Annotated in this window: 17 protein-coding genes and 1 other annotated feature; of the genes, 3 read left to right on the top strand and 14 right to left on the bottom strand. The window is 44.4% G+C overall.

Features of this window, described 5'->3' with window-relative positions:
* Positions 1-35 precede the first annotated feature (35 nt).
* Genes nadA through nadB form a run of 3 tightly spaced genes read right to left on the bottom strand, consistent with a single transcriptional unit; the run spans position 36 to position 3,554 of the window.
* The gene (gene nadA / locus ACQKNS_RS12930) at positions 36-1,142 is read right to left on the bottom strand and encodes a quinolinate synthase NadA (protein WP_427643384.1); all 1,107 of its coding nucleotides are present in this window, start codon (positions 1,140-1,142) and stop codon (positions 36-38) included.
* A complete protein-coding gene (gene nadC, locus ACQKNS_RS12925; RefSeq protein WP_427643382.1) occupies positions 1,139-1,990 on the bottom strand; it encodes a carboxylating nicotinate-nucleotide diphosphorylase in 852 nt (283 codons plus the stop codon). Before nadC ends, nadA begins: the two co-directional genes overlap by 4 nt.
* Entirely contained in the window at positions 1,971-3,554 is a 1,584-nt protein-coding gene (gene nadB / locus ACQKNS_RS12920) for an L-aspartate oxidase (protein ID WP_427643380.1), read from the bottom strand. Before nadB ends, nadC begins: the two co-directional genes overlap by 20 nt.
* Positions 3,555-3,657: 103 nt before the next feature.
* On the opposite strand from nadB, the gene ACQKNS_RS12915 reads away from it, so the two are divergent.
* Positions 3,658-4,785 carry an IscS subfamily cysteine desulfurase gene (locus ACQKNS_RS12915; RefSeq protein ID WP_427643378.1) on the top strand — a complete coding sequence of 376 codons (1,128 nt, stop codon included), beginning with the start codon at positions 3,658-3,660 and terminating at the stop codon, positions 4,783-4,785.
* 49 nt (positions 4,786-4,834) lie between these two features.
* Entirely contained in the window at positions 4,835-5,365 is a 531-nt protein-coding gene (locus tag ACQKNS_RS12910) for a transcription repressor NadR (RefSeq protein ID WP_427643376.1), read from the top strand.
* Positions 5,366-5,421: 56 nt separating this feature from the next.
* On the opposite strand, the gene ACQKNS_RS12905 is transcribed toward ACQKNS_RS12910, so the two are convergent.
* From ACQKNS_RS12905 to ACQKNS_RS12855, 11 genes are all read right to left on the bottom strand, one after another.
* Complete coding sequence (locus ACQKNS_RS12905) at positions 5,422-6,126, bottom strand: DUF6944 family repetitive protein (RefSeq protein WP_427643374.1); 705 nt, start codon at positions 6,124-6,126, stop codon at positions 5,422-5,424.
* A 373-nt stretch (positions 6,127-6,499) separates the two neighbouring features.
* A complete protein-coding gene (pheA, locus tag ACQKNS_RS12900) occupies positions 6,500-7,375 on the bottom strand; it encodes a prephenate dehydratase (protein WP_427643372.1) in 876 nt (291 codons plus the stop codon).
* A 130-nt stretch (positions 7,376-7,505) separates the two neighbouring features.
* Entirely contained in the window at positions 7,506-7,955 is a 450-nt protein-coding gene (locus tag ACQKNS_RS12895) for an ACT domain-containing protein (protein WP_098370079.1), read from the bottom strand.
* A 39-nt stretch (positions 7,956-7,994) separates the two neighbouring features.
* On the bottom strand, positions 7,995-9,284 hold the full coding sequence (obgE, locus tag ACQKNS_RS12890) for a GTPase ObgE (protein ID WP_427643368.1): 1,290 nt from the start codon (positions 9,282-9,284) through the stop codon (positions 7,995-7,997).
* A gap of 48 nt (positions 9,285-9,332) precedes the next feature.
* Positions 9,333-9,872 (bottom strand): Spo0B domain-containing protein, encoded by a 540-nt coding sequence (locus tag ACQKNS_RS12885; protein ID WP_427643367.1) that lies wholly within the window; start codon positions 9,870-9,872, stop codon positions 9,333-9,335.
* A 537-nt stretch (positions 9,873-10,409) separates the two neighbouring features.
* Positions 10,410-10,700 carry a 50S ribosomal protein L27 gene (rpmA, locus tag ACQKNS_RS12880; protein ID WP_061143474.1) on the bottom strand — a complete coding sequence of 97 codons (291 nt, stop codon included), beginning with the start codon at positions 10,698-10,700 and terminating at the stop codon, positions 10,410-10,412.
* Between the two features lie 12 nt (positions 10,701-10,712).
* Complete coding sequence (locus ACQKNS_RS12875; protein ID WP_192205951.1) at positions 10,713-11,045, bottom strand: ribosomal-processing cysteine protease Prp; 333 nt, start codon at positions 11,043-11,045, stop codon at positions 10,713-10,715.
* 13 nt (positions 11,046-11,058) lie between these two features.
* Positions 11,059-11,367, bottom strand: a complete 309-nt coding sequence (gene rplU, locus ACQKNS_RS12870; RefSeq protein WP_034308849.1) for a 50S ribosomal protein L21 — start codon at positions 11,365-11,367, stop codon at positions 11,059-11,061.
* Between the two features lie 13 nt (positions 11,368-11,380).
* Positions 11,381-11,464, bottom strand: a sequence feature (ribosomal protein L21 leader region).
* A 75-nt stretch (positions 11,465-11,539) separates the two neighbouring features.
* Positions 11,540-13,012 carry an Rne/Rng family ribonuclease gene (locus ACQKNS_RS12865; RefSeq protein WP_427644202.1) on the bottom strand — a complete coding sequence of 491 codons (1,473 nt, stop codon included), beginning with the start codon at positions 13,010-13,012 and terminating at the stop codon, positions 11,540-11,542.
* A 42-nt stretch (positions 13,013-13,054) separates the two neighbouring features.
* On the bottom strand, positions 13,055-13,921 hold the full coding sequence (locus ACQKNS_RS12860; RefSeq protein ID WP_427643365.1) for a M50 family metallopeptidase: 867 nt from the start codon (positions 13,919-13,921) through the stop codon (positions 13,055-13,057).
* Positions 13,914-14,663, bottom strand: a complete 750-nt coding sequence (locus ACQKNS_RS12855) for a peptidoglycan DD-metalloendopeptidase family protein (protein WP_427643363.1) — start codon at positions 14,661-14,663, stop codon at positions 13,914-13,916. The genes ACQKNS_RS12860 and ACQKNS_RS12855 overlap by 8 nt, the downstream gene beginning before the upstream one ends.
* A 258-nt stretch (positions 14,664-14,921) precedes the next feature.
* Here ACQKNS_RS12855 and ACQKNS_RS12850 point away from each other — a divergent pair, with 258 nt between their 5' ends.
* On the top strand, positions 14,922-15,365 hold the full coding sequence (locus ACQKNS_RS12850; protein ID WP_192205955.1) for a S1 domain-containing RNA-binding protein: 444 nt from the start codon (positions 14,922-14,924) through the stop codon (positions 15,363-15,365).
* The last annotated feature ends 9 nt before the right edge of the window (positions 15,366-15,374 follow it).

The raw sequence follows: 15,374 nt of genomic DNA, 5'->3' as shown, positions 1-15,374 counted from the left end.
TTCTTATGCTACAAAATTTTTTAGAAAGCACTGACTCAAACGCGCTCCAGCATTCTGTTCAATGCTAGGATGGCATTATCCGCAATGTTCTTTTCCACTTTAATCGGATTGATGATGATCCCTTCTTCAATGGATTCAAGCGCCCATAGCAAGTGAGGCAGATCAATCCGGTTCATTGTAAGACATGGACACATATTCGGATTTAACGAGATGATGTTCTTGTCAGGATTATTGGCGATAAGTCGCTTGACAAGGTTCATTTCCGTGCCGATTGCCCAAGAGCTGCCTGGTTCGGCTTTTTCGATCATATTTATGATGTACGATGTCGATCCCGCATAATCTGACAGGGCGACTACTTCACGGCGACATTCGGGATGAACGATGATATTCATTTCAGGCTGTTCCGCTCTAAGCGTTTCAATATTCGCCGTAGTGAAATTTTCATGGACTGAACAATGTCCTTTCCAAAGAAGTACCTTAAGATCTTCCAGTTCCCCTTCATAGACCAATTCACCTTTATGCGGATCCCAGACAGCCATTTCATTCAAAGGAATTCCAAGGTCAAAGGCGGTATTCCTCCCAAGATGCTGATCGGGAAGGAAAAGGATTCTTTCTTTTTGAGAGAGGGCCCACGAGACCATCCCTTGTGCATTGGAAGACGTCACCGTCGCCCCGCCATTTTTCCCTACAAAAGCTTTGATGGCCGCGGTGGAATTCACATAAGTTAGCGGGAGGATCGTATCGCCAAATAAATCCTGAAGCTTTCTCCATGCCCGTTCCGTTTGTTCAATATCCGCCATATCCGCCATGGAGCAGCCTGCACGCATGTCAGGAAGGATTACCGTCTGCCCTTCTTCCGTCAAAATATCGGCCGTTTCAGCCATGAAATGCACGCCACAGAACACGATATAATCCGCTTCGCGATTTTGCGCGGAAAGCTGGGCCAATTGAAGTGAATCCCCCGTTGAATCCGAAAATTGAATGACTTCCTCCCGTTGATAATGATGACCTGGGATATAAAGACGGTTCCCCAATCGTTTCTTAATGTCAAGGACCCGATTCTCCATCTCTTCCTTAGTCATCGTTTTATACTTTTCAGGCAGGGCATTTCCTGCTGTTTTAGCCATCTCCAATATGTTCATTTCAATATCCCCTCACGCTCTTTGACTTTTGCGCTTATATCAAGTGCCCTGACACTGTGCGTCAAGCTGCCTAACGAAATATAATCTACCCCTGTTTCCCGATATGAGGCTAGATTGTCTAAATGGATCCCTCCAGAAGCTTCAGTTATGATGTGGGCGGGAACCAATTTAATCAGTTGCTTGATTTCTTCGGGGCTCCGGTTATCGAACATGATGATATCTGCACCGGCTTCAACTGCTTCAAGCACCTGTTGTGGTGATTCCGTTTCCACTTCCACTTTAGTCGTATGTCCCAGTTTAGATTTTACCGTTTGAACCGCTTTCGTTATGGATCCAGCGAACGAAATATGGTTGTCCTTTATCATGACTGCATCATACAGACCATATCTGTGATTGAATGCCCCGCCGGAACGGACCGCATATTTTTCAAGCATCCGCAGGCCTGGTGTAGTTTTCCTCGTATCACAAGCTCTCGTCTTCGTCCCCGCTAAAATCATGGCAGCTTTATGCGCCTGTGTCGCAATGCCGGACATACGCTGCACTAAATTCAAAACGACCCGTTCCCCTTTTAAAAGGGAGGCCATATCGCCGGTCATTTTCGCAAGCTGCTGTCCTTCTTCGAAAACTTCGCCATCTTGAACAAAAAGGAAAACCTCGATTTGCTCATCCAACAACGTAAATCCCGTCTTGATGACGTCCCCCCCACTAAAAACCCCGCCTTCTTTCGCGATGAATGTCAATGTTCCTTGTTCACCTTTATCAAAAATCGTATCACTCGTTACGTCGCATTCCCCGATATCTTCCATTAAAAATTGTTGCAGCATCAGCTTAAGCTTCAATATATTCATATATTCGTCTCCCTTTCACTCGGTTTTTTACATCCGTGCAAGCAAGGATAACCGAATTTTCAAGCCATTTGGCGTCATCTTCGTTAGGATAGTCACTGCGGAAATGACCGCCCCTGCTTTCCGTTCTGGTCAATGCGGATTCGGCAATCAGCCATGCCACGATTATGGCATTGATTTTCGTTATTTCTTGTAACGATAATGCCGTCACTTCCATATGCAGCAATTTTTCGATATTAAATGTTTCAAGATAACCCTTCAATCGAGTTAAACCCGTTGCATTTCGAACAATACCCGCTTCGTTCATTAATTTTTCCTGCAATGTCGTGAGATCAGGTAGAGAGGAAATTTGACTGAAACTCATGGACCGTTCTTTTTCTTCCGGTATCGCTCTTGCAGGGACTTTAGCAAGGTAACGGCCTAGTGTATTCCCAAAAACCAATCCTTCGAGAAGGGAGTTGCTTGCCAACCTGTTTGCGCCATGTACACCTGTGCATGCCACTTCACCAACTGCATACAAAGATGGTACAGAGGTTTGCCCCGATTCATCCACTTCTATCCCTCCCATGAGAAAATGGTTTCCTGGTGCAACCGGGATTTTCCCCACTTGAAGGTCCAGCCCGCTTTTTTCACATAATGAGCTCACAGTCGGAAAACGATTTTTAAAATCCTTAATCATCGAAATATCCAAAAAAACCTTTTCACCGCGCTGCAAATAAGAAAAAATCGTCTGGGCAACAATATGCCTCGGTGCTAGATCTTTCAAGCTGTGGACATCTTCCATGATCGGCCTTCCCATTTCCGTCACTAATCTCGCTCCATCCCCGCGAACCGCTTCTGAAACCAGCCCTTTTGCTTTGCCATTCACAAAAAGCAGGGTCGGATGGAATTGTATGAATTCCATGTCACGAACTTTTGCACCGGCCTTGAATGCAAGTGCGATCCCATCACCTGAAACCGTTTGTGAATTTGAAGTGAAATGGTATAGGGAACCACAGCCGCCTGTTGCCAAAACAGTCTGTTCCGCATGATAGGCACCAAGCTCCCCTGCCTTATCAAGTGTTTTGACGCCTATGCAAGAATCATCTTTCCCGATGATCAGCTCCACTGCAGCAACATTCTCCATCACAGTAACCGATGATTTTTTCAAGCACCCTATAAGATGTTCCATCATGTACTTTCCTGTAGCATCCCCGTGACTATGGAGGATTCTTCGTTCGCTGTGGGCGCCCTCCATGCCAAGCAAAAGAGTTCCGTCATCATCATGGTCAAATCGCATACCAGAATCAATAAGTTCAGCTATAACCGAAGGTGCCTCTTCGACGAGTTTTTCCACTGCCTTCACCTTGTTATATCGCTGACCTGCCGCCAGCGTATCTTTTTTATGAAAGGATACTCGGTCACGATCAGACATTGCAGCAGCAATTCCGCCCTGGGCCAAATAAGAATTGCCATGACGGATATTTGATTTTGTGATGAGTATCACATGCTTATGTTCACTTGCTTCCAATGCCGTTTTCAAGGCAGCAATCCCACTGCCTATCACGATGATTTCCGCTTTTACCATTATTTCATTCCTCCTGTTTACGACAGGTGTCTTGACAACTATATTTACACATTATTAAACTATTATCAAGAGTTTTTTAAGATTAAAGGATGGAAGTGATTTCTTGATTTATTTGGATTATGCCGCTACAACTCCGATTGATGAGGAGGCTCTCGACGTATTCAGCCAAGCATCCCGTAAGTTTTTCGCGAATGCGAGCAGTTTGCATGATGTTGGCTCTGAAGCGGCACGTTTATTGGATATGGCACGGCAGCAACTCGCAGACATGCTGAATATAAAAAAGGAAGGAATCATCTTTACGAGCGGCGGATCGGAAAGCAACATGCTTGCCATCGAAACATTCATCGCTTCGAAACCTTCCTGGCAGAACCAATTGATCGTAAGCCGAACTGAACATGCATCGCTTGCCAATTTCGTGGCAAAACTTGAACAAGAAGGATTCGAGGTTACTTATTTACAGCATTTGGAAGATGGCCGGGTTGATATGGGACATCTGCAGGAATGTATGTCGGAGAAAACATGCTTGGTCATTGTCCAGCATGTGAATTCGGAAATCGGGGTCATTCAACCCATCGAGCAAATAAGTGAAATCGTTCGAAAACACCAGGCTTTTTTTCATGTGGATTGTGTCCAATCATTTGCTAAATTACCGCTTGGGAAGATAGCTGCATCATGTGATGGACTATCCGTTTCCAGTCATAAAGTTTATGGTCCAAAAGGGACTGGTGCCGTCATTTTCCCGGCCATCCATCGGTTGAAGCCTTCGGTACCGAATATCACTCATGAATATGGTTTCAGACCAGGAACGGTGGACGTTCCCGGAATCGCTTCCTTTATAACCGCTGCCAAGAAATTGGGGGATATCATGGAAGATGAACGAAAACGGATTTCCACACTTAGGATGCAATTGATCCAACGGCTTACGGAAAGAAAAATCGATTTTCAAATCATCGAAGCAAAAAATGAGCAATTGCCTCACATTCTGGCGCTGACCTTCGCTGGATTGCAAGGACAGTACATCATGCTGGAATTAAACCGGAAGGGATTCGCTGTTTCGACGGGAAGCGCCTGTCAAATCGGTAAACAGGATCCTTCAAAAACGATGATGGCCATTGGGAAAAGCGAAGAGGAAGCCCATCAATTCGTCCGCCTTTCCTTTGGTAAAAACACGACCGCCGACGACATTGACAAGTTGGCGGAATGCATCGAAGGAATAGCTGCCATTCGATAAAACCCTACAATCTGTGTTAGAATGTTTGTAATTAAAGAGGTGAATGTTTATGGAAAGAAAGAAATTACTCGGGGAAGAAAGACGGACGAAACTCTTACATTTATTGCAAACAAGCGCGGAGCCTGTAACGGGCAGCGAGCTTTCGCAGATAACGAATGTAAGCCGGCAGGTTATCGTTGGTGACATAACCCTCCTGAAAGCGCGGAATGAACCTATCATTGCCACGAGCCAAGGCTATTTGTACTTACAAACGGGAAGCACGCAAAAGCCGGAAAGGATTATCGCTTGCCAACATGATCCTTCGCGGACCCAAGAAGAGCTATATTTACTCGTGGATATCGGCATCACGGTTAAAGATGTCAAAATCGAGCACCCCGTATACGGCGACCTAACCGCTTCCATCATGGTCAGCAGCCGGAAGGAAGTCCAGCAGTTCCTTTCAAGGGTGACGGCAACGAACGCATCTTTTTTATCGGAACTGACGAGCGGCATCCATCTCCATACACTGAGCGCAGCATCTGAAGAGCTGCTCGACGAAGCGGAGCGTGCTTTAAGGGATGCCGGCATTTTAGTCGATTGAATAAACTCAAAATCCTCAAAAGCCATATCTTTTGAGGATTTTTTTATTGGCCATTCTCACTCATCATCGGAATTGCCTTCATTTGAGCTGCCTTCCCCAGAGTTTTCTACCTGGTTACTTCTCAACTGCCCGATAAGACTAATGACGGAACCGACCGCCTGAACCCAGCCTCCCGTCGCTTGGATTAATTCAGCATCAGATGGCTTTTCTTCCAAATCAGGATATTGATATTTTTGTTTTTCCTGCTTCTTATCTTCCTCCTTATCTTGCGCTTCTTCCTTTTGATCCTTTTCTTGGTCTTTTTCTAAAACACTATTTTTAAGTTCCTCAATTCCGCCTATCGCTTGCATCGAATTCCCAATCGCCTGTAACAAATTTCCCGTAGCATTGAAAGCCTGCTCCGGTTCATCCGGATTTTCGTATGCCCCCGCCAAAGCGGTACCTCCGCCCAGCGCTTGGATCAAATTACCTTTGATGATCAATTCCTGTTTGGTTACTTCATCGAATTCAATGACTAATCCTAAGATGACCGTCGAATTTCCGATTGCCTGTAATTGATTCCCGAGTTTATCCAGTGACCAGGTTTCTTCTGCATCCGCCAATAAGGCATTTCCTGTTGCTTGAAGTTCATTTCCAATCAAATCCAAGTTCGTACGAAATTCTTCGTCCAAGATATCGGATGGTGTACCCGCTATAGCAGAAATGACAGTTCCTATCGCCTGAATCCAAGAACCGAAAGTTTCTTTGAATTGATTATCCATCTCTGCCGTCCACCACCCTCTCTCCCCATTTTCGATAAAAAAGGTGCTTCCCTGATTTAGTCATCAACGTATGTATGACTGTTCCTATTTCCACAGGCGCCTAACGGGATTTACTTATTGTATTTGCGTTCATCACAATCTGTGTTTGTTTTACTTCCAGAATCATAGGCTCTTTTTATCATGAAAAACTTCAGCCCATCTTCCTCTAAGTCAAAAAAATATCATTCATCAAATGGCAGCCAATCATTTTAGGCACTTGATACACATGCGAAATCCAAACCTTAACGAACACAAAGAATACCCCGGAAATACTCCCGGGGCACCCTTCTTATTCATTGTATACAACTTCAGCTGACGTTGTACCATTTAGCATTCATCGTTGCGGTACACCTGTTTGGACTTTAAAGCATGAATAGCTTCCCATGATCGAAACCGTACATCCTAATGCCTCGAGCTCAGAGATCGCTCCTGGTATGAGGACATCATCAAGGGACATTTCAATGTCGATGATGAAGAAGTAATTGCCCAATCCTGTTTTCAATGGTCTAGATTCAATCTTGGAAAGGTTGAGTTTCCTCCAGGAAAAAGCGGAAAGGACTTGGTGCAGCTGCCCTGAGTGGTCGGCAGGAAGCTGAATCATCAAGGTCGTTTTCTTGTCCCCTTCAACGGTCAAATGCCCTTCATAGTCGACTTCACTGTTGGATACGACGATAAACTTGGTGTGATTATGTTCGTAATCATGAATATTTTGTTTTACAATCGTCAAACCGTACTCTTCCGCAGCCATATCATTTGCAATCGCAGCAATATTGATATCGGGATTCTCCATCACCATCTTCGCCGCGGCTGCAGTGGATGTGACATACTCATATGGAATGCCCCTTAGCTCATTATGTAGAAATTTGCGGCATTGAGCAATGGCATGGGAATGCGAATAAACCATATCAGGTTTGAAACCAGGATATGCATGATCCGGATGCACCATATAATGCTGTTGGATTGGAATCGTCACTTCGCCTTTCATCGGTAATGTGACTTCATGGACTAAGTAATCCATCGTTATATTTACCGAACCCTCCAAAGCATTCTCGATCGGCACGAGCGCGTGATTCACTTCCCCGTCCCGAACAGCATCAAGGCAGTCCGGAATCGTGTTCATCGGTATTTTTATATCATTAGGAAATAGTCGCGATACCGCTAAATCCGTGAATGTTGCCTTTGGTCCAAGAAATGCAATTTTTGATGTCATATTATAAACTCCTTCTCACGGAAAATCTACTGTTTATGTTATGCCATTTTCTGATTTTTTACAATACTTAATCGTTAATTTCCTCTTACAAATGAAAACAGCCTGTACATCTGAAATGTACAGGCTGTTTTCATGCGCCATTACCAATGATTTCGACTTTTTCGACGAACTCCATTTTACGCAGTTTAGTAAGCAGATCATCAATATCCATCGTCATCCCGCCCGTATTAAGGGATAAGGTGACATTTGCACGTCCCTGCAAAGGAATCGTTTGGTGGATGGTCATGATGTTGCAACCGGATGAGGCGACGAGCCGTAAGAGCTCCGATAGAGTACCAGAACGATCTTCGAGATAGAAGAACAGTGTAATCAGCTTTTCCTTAACAACTGTATGAAATGGAAAAACCGTGTCACGGTATTTGTAAAATGCACTCCTGCTTAGGTCCACTCGCTTTACCGCTTCCCAAACTGATTCTGCTTTTCCCCGTTCAATCATTTCTTTTGCATCCAGCGTTTTTTTCATCGCTTCGGGAAGGACATCCTCTCGAACGAGGAAAAATTTCTGATCGGCCTTATTCAAACTCCGCACGCCCCCTTTTGCCTGCCATCAGGTTTACAATCAATCAACAAATTCAAATTCATATTCAAGGATACGGACGATATCGCCATTTGTCGCACCTTTTTGGCGAAGGCCTTCGTCGACTCCGAATGAACGAAGCTGTCTCGCGAAACGACGTACGGACTCTTCACGGGTGAAGTCAGTCATTTTGAATAGACGCTCGACCTTGAATCCTGATACGGCAAAGCTGCCATCGGATTCGCGTTCAATGTTAAATTCTTCAGACTGTGATGTATGTTTATATAGAACCCGATGGATTCCAGTATTCTCTTCTTCATGATCAAGAGGGAACTCAGGCGTTTCTTCGATTTTATCCGCAATGGCATAAAGAAGCTCACGGAGCCCTTCACGGGTCACTGCAGAAATCGGGAAGACAGGATAATCCTCTTCCAGCCTTTCTTTGAAAGCCGCTAGATTATCTGCCGAGTCCGGCATATCCATTTTGCTTGCAACAATGATTTGCGGACGTTCAGTCAGACGCAGGTTATACTCTTCCAACTCTTTATTGATTGTTTGGTAGTCTTCATATGGATCACGGCCTTCAAGACCCGACATATCGATTACATGAATGATTACCCTCGTTCTTTCAATATGGCGCAGGAATTGATGTCCAAGACCCACTCCTTCAGAAGCACCTTCGATCAGACCAGGTAAATCGGCCATGACAAAGCTACGGTGATCTTCCGTTTCCACCATTCCGAGGTTCGGTACGATCGTCGTAAAATGGTATTCGGCAATTTTAGGCCTTGCTGCGGATACGACGGAAAGCAAAGTGGATTTCCCTACACTCGGGAAACCAACCAAACCGACATCAGCCAACAGCTTCAATTCCATGATGATATCGCGTTCCTGGCCCGGTTCGCCGTTCTCAGCGATTTCAGGTGCAGGATTGGCAGGTGTGGCAAAGCGGGAATTTCCCCGGCCTCCGCGGCCACCCTTGGCGATGACGGCGCGTTGCCCGTGCTCAACTAAATCAGCAATGACTTCCTTCGTTTTATCATCAATGACAACCGTGCCTGGTGGAACCTTGATGACCATATCCTTTGCAGCCGCACCATGCATGTTTTTGGACATGCCATGTTCTCCGCGAGGTGCCTTAAAGTGACGTTGATAACGGAAATCCATTAATGTGCGCAAGCCCTCTTCCACTTCAAATACAACATTGGCCCCATTGCCGCCATCTCCGCCAGCAGGTCCGCCTTTAGGTATGAACTTCTCACGACGATAAGCAACTATCCCGTTACCACCGTCTCCGCCTTTTACATAGACTTTCGTTTGATCGACAAACATGCTATCACTTCCTTGTTTTCTGCAAGTCATTTCTTGCTGTATACTTCTCTAAAAGTTAATATCCATCTTAAAATATATTTCATCCTCATTACAATCGAGAATTTCAATTGATTGCTCGGCCGTCAATGAACTTTCCAAAAACTCGATCACTGGGGATTGATCAACGAACCTGCCTTGCATGTGAAATGAACAGTGCATATCGCTCACTTCTTTTTTACACATGGAAACTGCCAGTATATTTTCAAAGAACGGATCCAGATTCTTATCAAGAATTTTAAAGAAATCGTTTGTCCAGCGATGCATCAGCCCGTCCATCTCAGTCGAGCCTTCAAAAACATCAATGATTTCATATTCGCAATAAAAGGATCCATTATTCCAATTCGACGTCAACAACATCTCGGTGAATTTAGGTAAATTCAAACTGGAAAGGCGTGCTTCATTCTGGGTTTCAACAATGATTTCATCAATGATGCCCTTGACCCGGTCGATTCTGTTCAACTCCAGATTCCCTTTGATGATTTGAATTTTATTCAGCCAGTCATGCCTGGTTTGACGCAGAGTTTCAATAGTCGTCCAATTTTTATCCATTATTAACACCTTCAATTATGATAAAGAAACTTTTTTCGGCTCTATCATGTTGAATACTTCCATTTGTACAGTATATCAAAAAAACAACAAACAGGAAATGAAGCTTGATTCACATGCCTTCACATGAAAGCCCCCGTCCAAAAAATACAGCCGCACACCCTGAGTTCTTTGGACGATGGTAGAGCCATTTGAACTAAAAAAGAGAATGGGCCTTATTTATGCACCAATTGGAGATATTATAGTTGAATAGGAGTGTCTATTTGGTTTAACCAAATCGGATGGATGAGTATTCTTGAATTTCCCCCTGAAAGTTTAAGAAAGCCCGCCTATTGGCGAGCCATTTGTAAGTCAGAGGTTGTTTTCCTTATACTAATGACTAAAGTCTCCTGCAAAATGCTGGTTCGTTCCTATAGTATAAATAAAGGGCCGGACCCCTTCATCACTATATCACATACCATTATTAAAAATGACGCGGTATATAGTGTCTTGTAGAAGGAATCAGACCCTTTTGAGTCAGCCTCTGTTCAAAGATGCCAATTATGCTTCTTGTGCAACTGGATATACGCTTACTTTTTTACGGTCACGTCCGAAACGTTCGAATTTAACAACACCGTCTACTTTAGCGTATAGAGTATCGTCTCCACCACGGCCTACGTTCTCACCAGGATAGATTTTCGTTCCGCGTTGACGGTAAAGGATAGAACCACCAGATACGAATTGACCATCTGCACGTTTAGCGCCAAGACGCTTGGAGATTGAGTCACGTCCGTTCTTTGTAGAACCTACTCCTTTTTTCGAAGCGAAGAACTGAAGATTTAATCTTAACATTTGTTCCACCTCCTATTGGTTGAGGATAATTTTCATGTATTTACCATAATCACGTTCGATGGTTTGCAGCGATACGAGCATGCCGTTCAAAAGCAGCTGGACCTTCCCTTCCGATTCCGGCGAAAGATTCCCCGGAATGACGCAGCGAAGATAGCCGCCTTCTCTCCCTTGCTCAATCTCAGGCTCTACGTCCGTTAAGGACATGATCGCATTGACTGCCCCGAAGGAAACAGCCGATACACCTGCACAAACGATATCAGAACCTTTTTTAGCAAAATTAGCATGTCCGCTTAAGGTGAACGAAGCAATCCGTTCCTGCGGAGCATCAAATACAACTTTAATCACCTAGAATCAGCCCTTACGCGTTGATTGCTTCGATAACAACTTTTGTGTATGGTTGACGATGACCTTGTTTTTTACGATTGTTCTTCTTCGCTTTGTATTTGAAAACAGTGATTTTCTTTTGCTTACCTTGTTTTTCGACAGTACCTGTTACAGTAGCGCCTTCAACTAGTGGAGCACCGACTTTCACGTCTTCGCCACCTACGAATAAAACTTTGTCAAATGTAACAGTTTCGCCTGCTTCTGCGTTTAATTTTTCAATGTAAACCGCTTCGCCAGCTGCTACTTTAATTTGTTTACCGCCAGTTTCGATAATTGCGTACATACTTGCACCTCCTTAAATGTCTCAGACTCGCCAATCACAGGCGTTTTACCGGAAAGGCAAAAGCTTGAAACCTGTTGTTGAGCGGTTGTAGCACGGGTGCTACAAACATAACATTAAAATCCTAACATGAAACAGGAAAGGCTGTCAATATATTTATTAGAATTCCCGCTCTTCACTCGAAAGCCCGGCCGATTTCCTGTATGCTTCCGAAGCGCTTGATGGAATAGGCATTCCTCGAACCTGGGATAAAAGATAGGAATATCTTTTTAGCGATCAATTCCTCCAATGTCGGCCGATATGATTCTTTTTCGCCAAGCAGCACGTCCGCCACCGCTTTACTGACCTCCACCCAGACCGCTTCATCATCCGTCTTCCTGTGTTCCAGCAGTTCCCGTTCCAACCGGAAGGCCACCGTTTCCGGGCTCTCGATTTTACCGCTTCCACTGCATACGGGGCATGGTACCGACATCATTTCACTTAAAGAGGGGGAGGTTCTCTTTCTCGTCATTTGTAAAATGCCTAATTCCGTAAAGCCGATGACCTGGATTCGCTTCTCATCCCTCACCGCTTCCTTTTTGACGATATCGATGATTTCCTTCTCATGCCGCGAATCGTCCATATTGATGAAATCTATCAAGATGATCCCGCTGATATTCCTCAATCTCAGTTGACGGGCGACTTCTTTCGCCGCAGCCTGATTTACCGCAAACAATGTAGCTTCCTTCGCCACCTTGCCGGTGAACTTACCTGAATTGACATCGATTACGGTGAAAGCTTCCGTTTCTTCAAAAATTAAATATCCGCCATTTTCAAGCCAAACGATTTTCTTGGCCATCTTCTCAACTTGGGCTTCGACATTCCATTCGGAAAAAATATTCCTCGGACCCGATATATGGGATATTGCCCACTCCTTACGGTTTTCCTGTATCCACTTTTTCAGCTCCCGATAAGCCTCGGAATCATCGATGGCAAGTTCCCCTGCCGCCGTTCCCGACATTTCAGAAATGATCATGTCAAGGTATGGGTCCCTCTCATAGAGTATGGACGGGGCCTTGAGGGAAGCAGCCTTAACTTCAAGCCCTTTATAGAGCTCCCGCAATCCAGTTAACCTGTCAAGGAATGCCGATTCACTTTCGTTCTCCATCGAGGTGCGGACAATCAATCCCTCATTTGGATTTTTATACTGCAAGGCCGTTTCCCGCCACTGCTTTTGAAGATCATCGTTTTTTAATTTCTTTGAAACACCAACATAATCTATTCCATGTATGTATACGAGGGATTCTGTTGAAAACTCGATCAGCCCTGTCAATTTAGCTCCTTTGGTGCCCGTTTCATCCCGTGTCACCTGAACTAGCAGCTTTTCTCCCTGATGGACAAATTGACCGACGGACGCTTGCCCATCCCTTTTTTTTGTCAGCTGGAAAGAGGGAATTTCATCACGGTGTAAAAAACCATTCTTCTCTGCACCATAATCAATGAAGACGGCGTCCATTCCAGGTAAAACCTTAGTCACTTTCCCAAGATAAATATTGCCGACCGTACTGCGCTTTTGAGGCGGCATGATTTCAAGTTTACGTAAAACGTCATTCTCCAGTACGGCCACTCTTTTTTCGCGTGAAGCTAGGTTCGCGATCATTTTTTTCATCAAAAAAAATCCTCTCCTCAATTTGAAGAAAGGATAACATATTTAATAAGAATATAATAGGTCGCCGATTTTCCCGTTTGTCATTTTCTCGGAAAAATAGGCGTGAAGGATTTCCGTTTCATCCAGCGAGCCGCTCTCTTTCCCGTTTTTCATGATGATGACGGGGTGTTTACAACCGCGCTGAAACAGTTCCAGCACTTTATAAATCGGTTCTTGCGAATCCACCGAGATCGGCTTCAGTTTCGCCAAATCATTCGTATGCCCGTAATGGCGCTGCAAAAGAAAGCGGATGAACGCATAATACCTCTGCCGCCATTCCATGACGAGTGAGAGACTTATGAAAAAGATGATGAGCCAGATGTTCAAATTGAGCGGATCCAGAATGATCCAGGTCAAAAAGGCCAGGAAAGCGAATACTGCAGAAAAGTGAAGTGTATGTTTCTGCGCCTCCAGAAAGGTGCAGTATAGGGATACACCGATGAATAGCAGCCGCCCCCCGTCCAAGGGCCAAATTGGCAGCAGATTAAAAACCAGCAGCATGAGATTCATATACAAAAAGGGCTGATACAGCTCATATGGGATGATAGAAAAGAAATAGAGCAAAAAAGCTGCACCAATGAGCCAAACATGTTGAAGCGGACCGGCAAGCACCACCGCCAAATCCTCCTTCAGACTCTTATTTCCGTACTCCTCGGTCTCGACAGCCCCACCGAAAGGCAGCAGCTGGATTGACTTTATCCGCCATTTGAAATGCTGGGCACAGACAGCATGCCCCATCTCATGAATGAAGACGATGAGCAACAGCATCATCACTTCAACGAAATGGGCAGTGAGGATGGCAATTCCAATGACAAGCCACAATGTCGGGTGCACCCTGATTTTAAACAGTAATTTCCCATATTCACTCAAAAGAAATCACCTTTTTAGGATCGACAAAAGCATCATTTTCTTTTATCGCCAAATAAAATCTGCCCATGGATCCGTCTTCACTTAGTGTAACCTGTCCGACTTCATTGCCCTTTTTAACGAACTCATACAATTTCACATCAATTCCTTCCAGCTGCCCATACCATGATTCACTTTTATTGGCATGCTGAATGACGACCGTCTTTCCAATCCCCTCCTTTTCACCGGCAAATATGACGACCCCTTCATTGACTGCCTCGACCTTTGAACCTTTGCTCGTTTCCAATATGATCCCCTCACCGTTCGTCTCGAAGTTTTGGGTAATCTTCGCAGAGGCTGGCATTGCATATTCTTCATTCGAATCAACAGTTGCCTTATCGGCTTCATTCGGTAAAAAAGCGATCGGTTTACCAAACGCACTTTCATACCAGTTGGAAATTGAAGCGAACTGAAATTCCTTGTTCATGTTCTCCGTGACAAAACTTCTGGCAGGGTCCAGCCGCACAGAAGGATGTTTAAACATCACGGCGATAATCAGGAACAGGCATACACTGGCAAGGATTTTAAAGAAAAAATATTCTTTCTTGAAGAGCGGATGATCTTTCTCGGAATACCCGTTATATGAATCAATCCCATATGGTTCCTCATTGTTGATCTCCGTCCAACTTCTGCCAACTGCCGGTTTATCATTGAACTTGCGTCTCTTGGCGATACGATTTCGGATATCTTTCCTGCGATCATCCATTCCAGATTTCCCCCCTGCTCTTGTCAAAGCGCTATATTACAACGTATGAGCAACTTGTCCAGACTATGACGGAGAAAAGATTTTCTTTCTGCACATCCCTGAAAAAAATTTCCCCAATGAAAAATCATCCGGAAACTCATGAATTTCCAAGGGGATTCAGGTATCGATTCAGCAAATCGAATAATTGAGATTGATATTGTTCCCCGAAATTTGTTATAATAAAGTGGTTTTAACATTACTGAGGGGGAACATTTTTTTATGTCAATCGAAATAGGCAGCAAAGTACAAGGTAAAGTAACAGGTATCACTAATTTTGGAGCATTTGTAGAATTACCAGGAGGCTCAACAGGTCTTGTGCATATCAGTGAGGTAGCAGATAGCTATGTAAAAGACGTAAATGACCATCTTAAAGTAGGCGACCAAATTGAAGTAAAAGTGATTAGTGAGAAAGACGGAAAAACTGCCTTGTCCATCAAAAAGGCTATAGATAGACCCGAAGGGCAAACCTCTTCTTATACCAAACGCCCACCACGCCAAGGGGATAGCCGTTCTAAAGATTTTCGTTCAAAAAGTAATTTTCAACCAAAGGAAAATTTCGAAGATAAAATGGTTCGCTTTTTAAAGACTAGTGAAGAAAATTTATCGACTCTTAAACGCAGCACTGAATCAAAACGCGGCGGCAGAGGCGGAAGACGCGGATAACCCGCACTG

Source organism: Peribacillus sp. NPDC094092, from assembly GCF_050279365.1.
Classification (GTDB): domain Bacteria; phylum Bacillota; class Bacilli; order Bacillales; family DSM-1321; genus Peribacillus.
Note: the sequence above shows the minus strand (reverse complement) of the source record. Positions and strands in the feature narration are given on the sequence as shown.

Bases quoted from the DNA above. Each gene is read 5' to 3' on its own strand.
- nadA (WP_427643384.1), bottom strand. From the start codon at position 1,142: ATGAACATATTGGAGATGGCTAAAACAGCAGGAAATGCCCTGCCTGAA.
- nadC (WP_427643382.1), bottom strand. From the start codon at position 1,990: ATGAATATATTGAAGCTTAAGCTGATGCTGCAACAATTTTTAATGGAA.
- nadB (WP_427643380.1), bottom strand. From the start codon at position 3,554: ATGGTAAAAGCGGAAATCATCGTGATAGGCAGTGGGATTGCTGCCTTG.
- ACQKNS_RS12910 (WP_427643376.1), top strand. From the start codon at position 4,835: ATGGAAAGAAAGAAATTACTCGGGGAAGAAAGACGGACGAAACTCTTA.
- ACQKNS_RS12905 (WP_427643374.1), bottom strand. From the start codon at position 6,126: ATGGATAATCAATTCAAAGAAACTTTCGGTTCTTGGATTCAGGCGATA.
- pheA (WP_427643372.1), bottom strand. From the start codon at position 7,375: ATGACATCAAAAATTGCATTTCTTGGACCAAAGGCAACATTCACGGAT.
- obgE (WP_427643368.1), bottom strand. From the start codon at position 9,284: ATGTTTGTCGATCAAACGAAAGTCTATGTAAAAGGCGGAGACGGTGGT.
- ACQKNS_RS12885 (WP_427643367.1), bottom strand. From the start codon at position 9,872: ATGGATAAAAATTGGACGACTATTGAAACTCTGCGTCAAACCAGGCAT.
- rpmA (WP_061143474.1), bottom strand. From the start codon at position 10,700: ATGTTAAGATTAAATCTTCAGTTCTTCGCTTCGAAAAAAGGAGTAGGT.
- rplU (WP_034308849.1), bottom strand. From the start codon at position 11,367: ATGTACGCAATTATCGAAACTGGCGGTAAACAAATTAAAGTAGCAGCT.
- ACQKNS_RS12865 (WP_427644202.1), bottom strand. From the start codon at position 13,012: ATGAAAAAAATGATCGCGAACCTAGCTTCACGCGAAAAAAGAGTGGCC.
- ACQKNS_RS12855 (WP_427643363.1), bottom strand. From the start codon at position 14,663: ATGGATGATCGCAGGAAAGATATCCGAAATCGTATCGCCAAGAGACGC.
- ACQKNS_RS12850 (WP_192205955.1), top strand. From the start codon at position 14,922: ATGTCAATCGAAATAGGCAGCAAAGTACAAGGTAAAGTAACAGGTATC.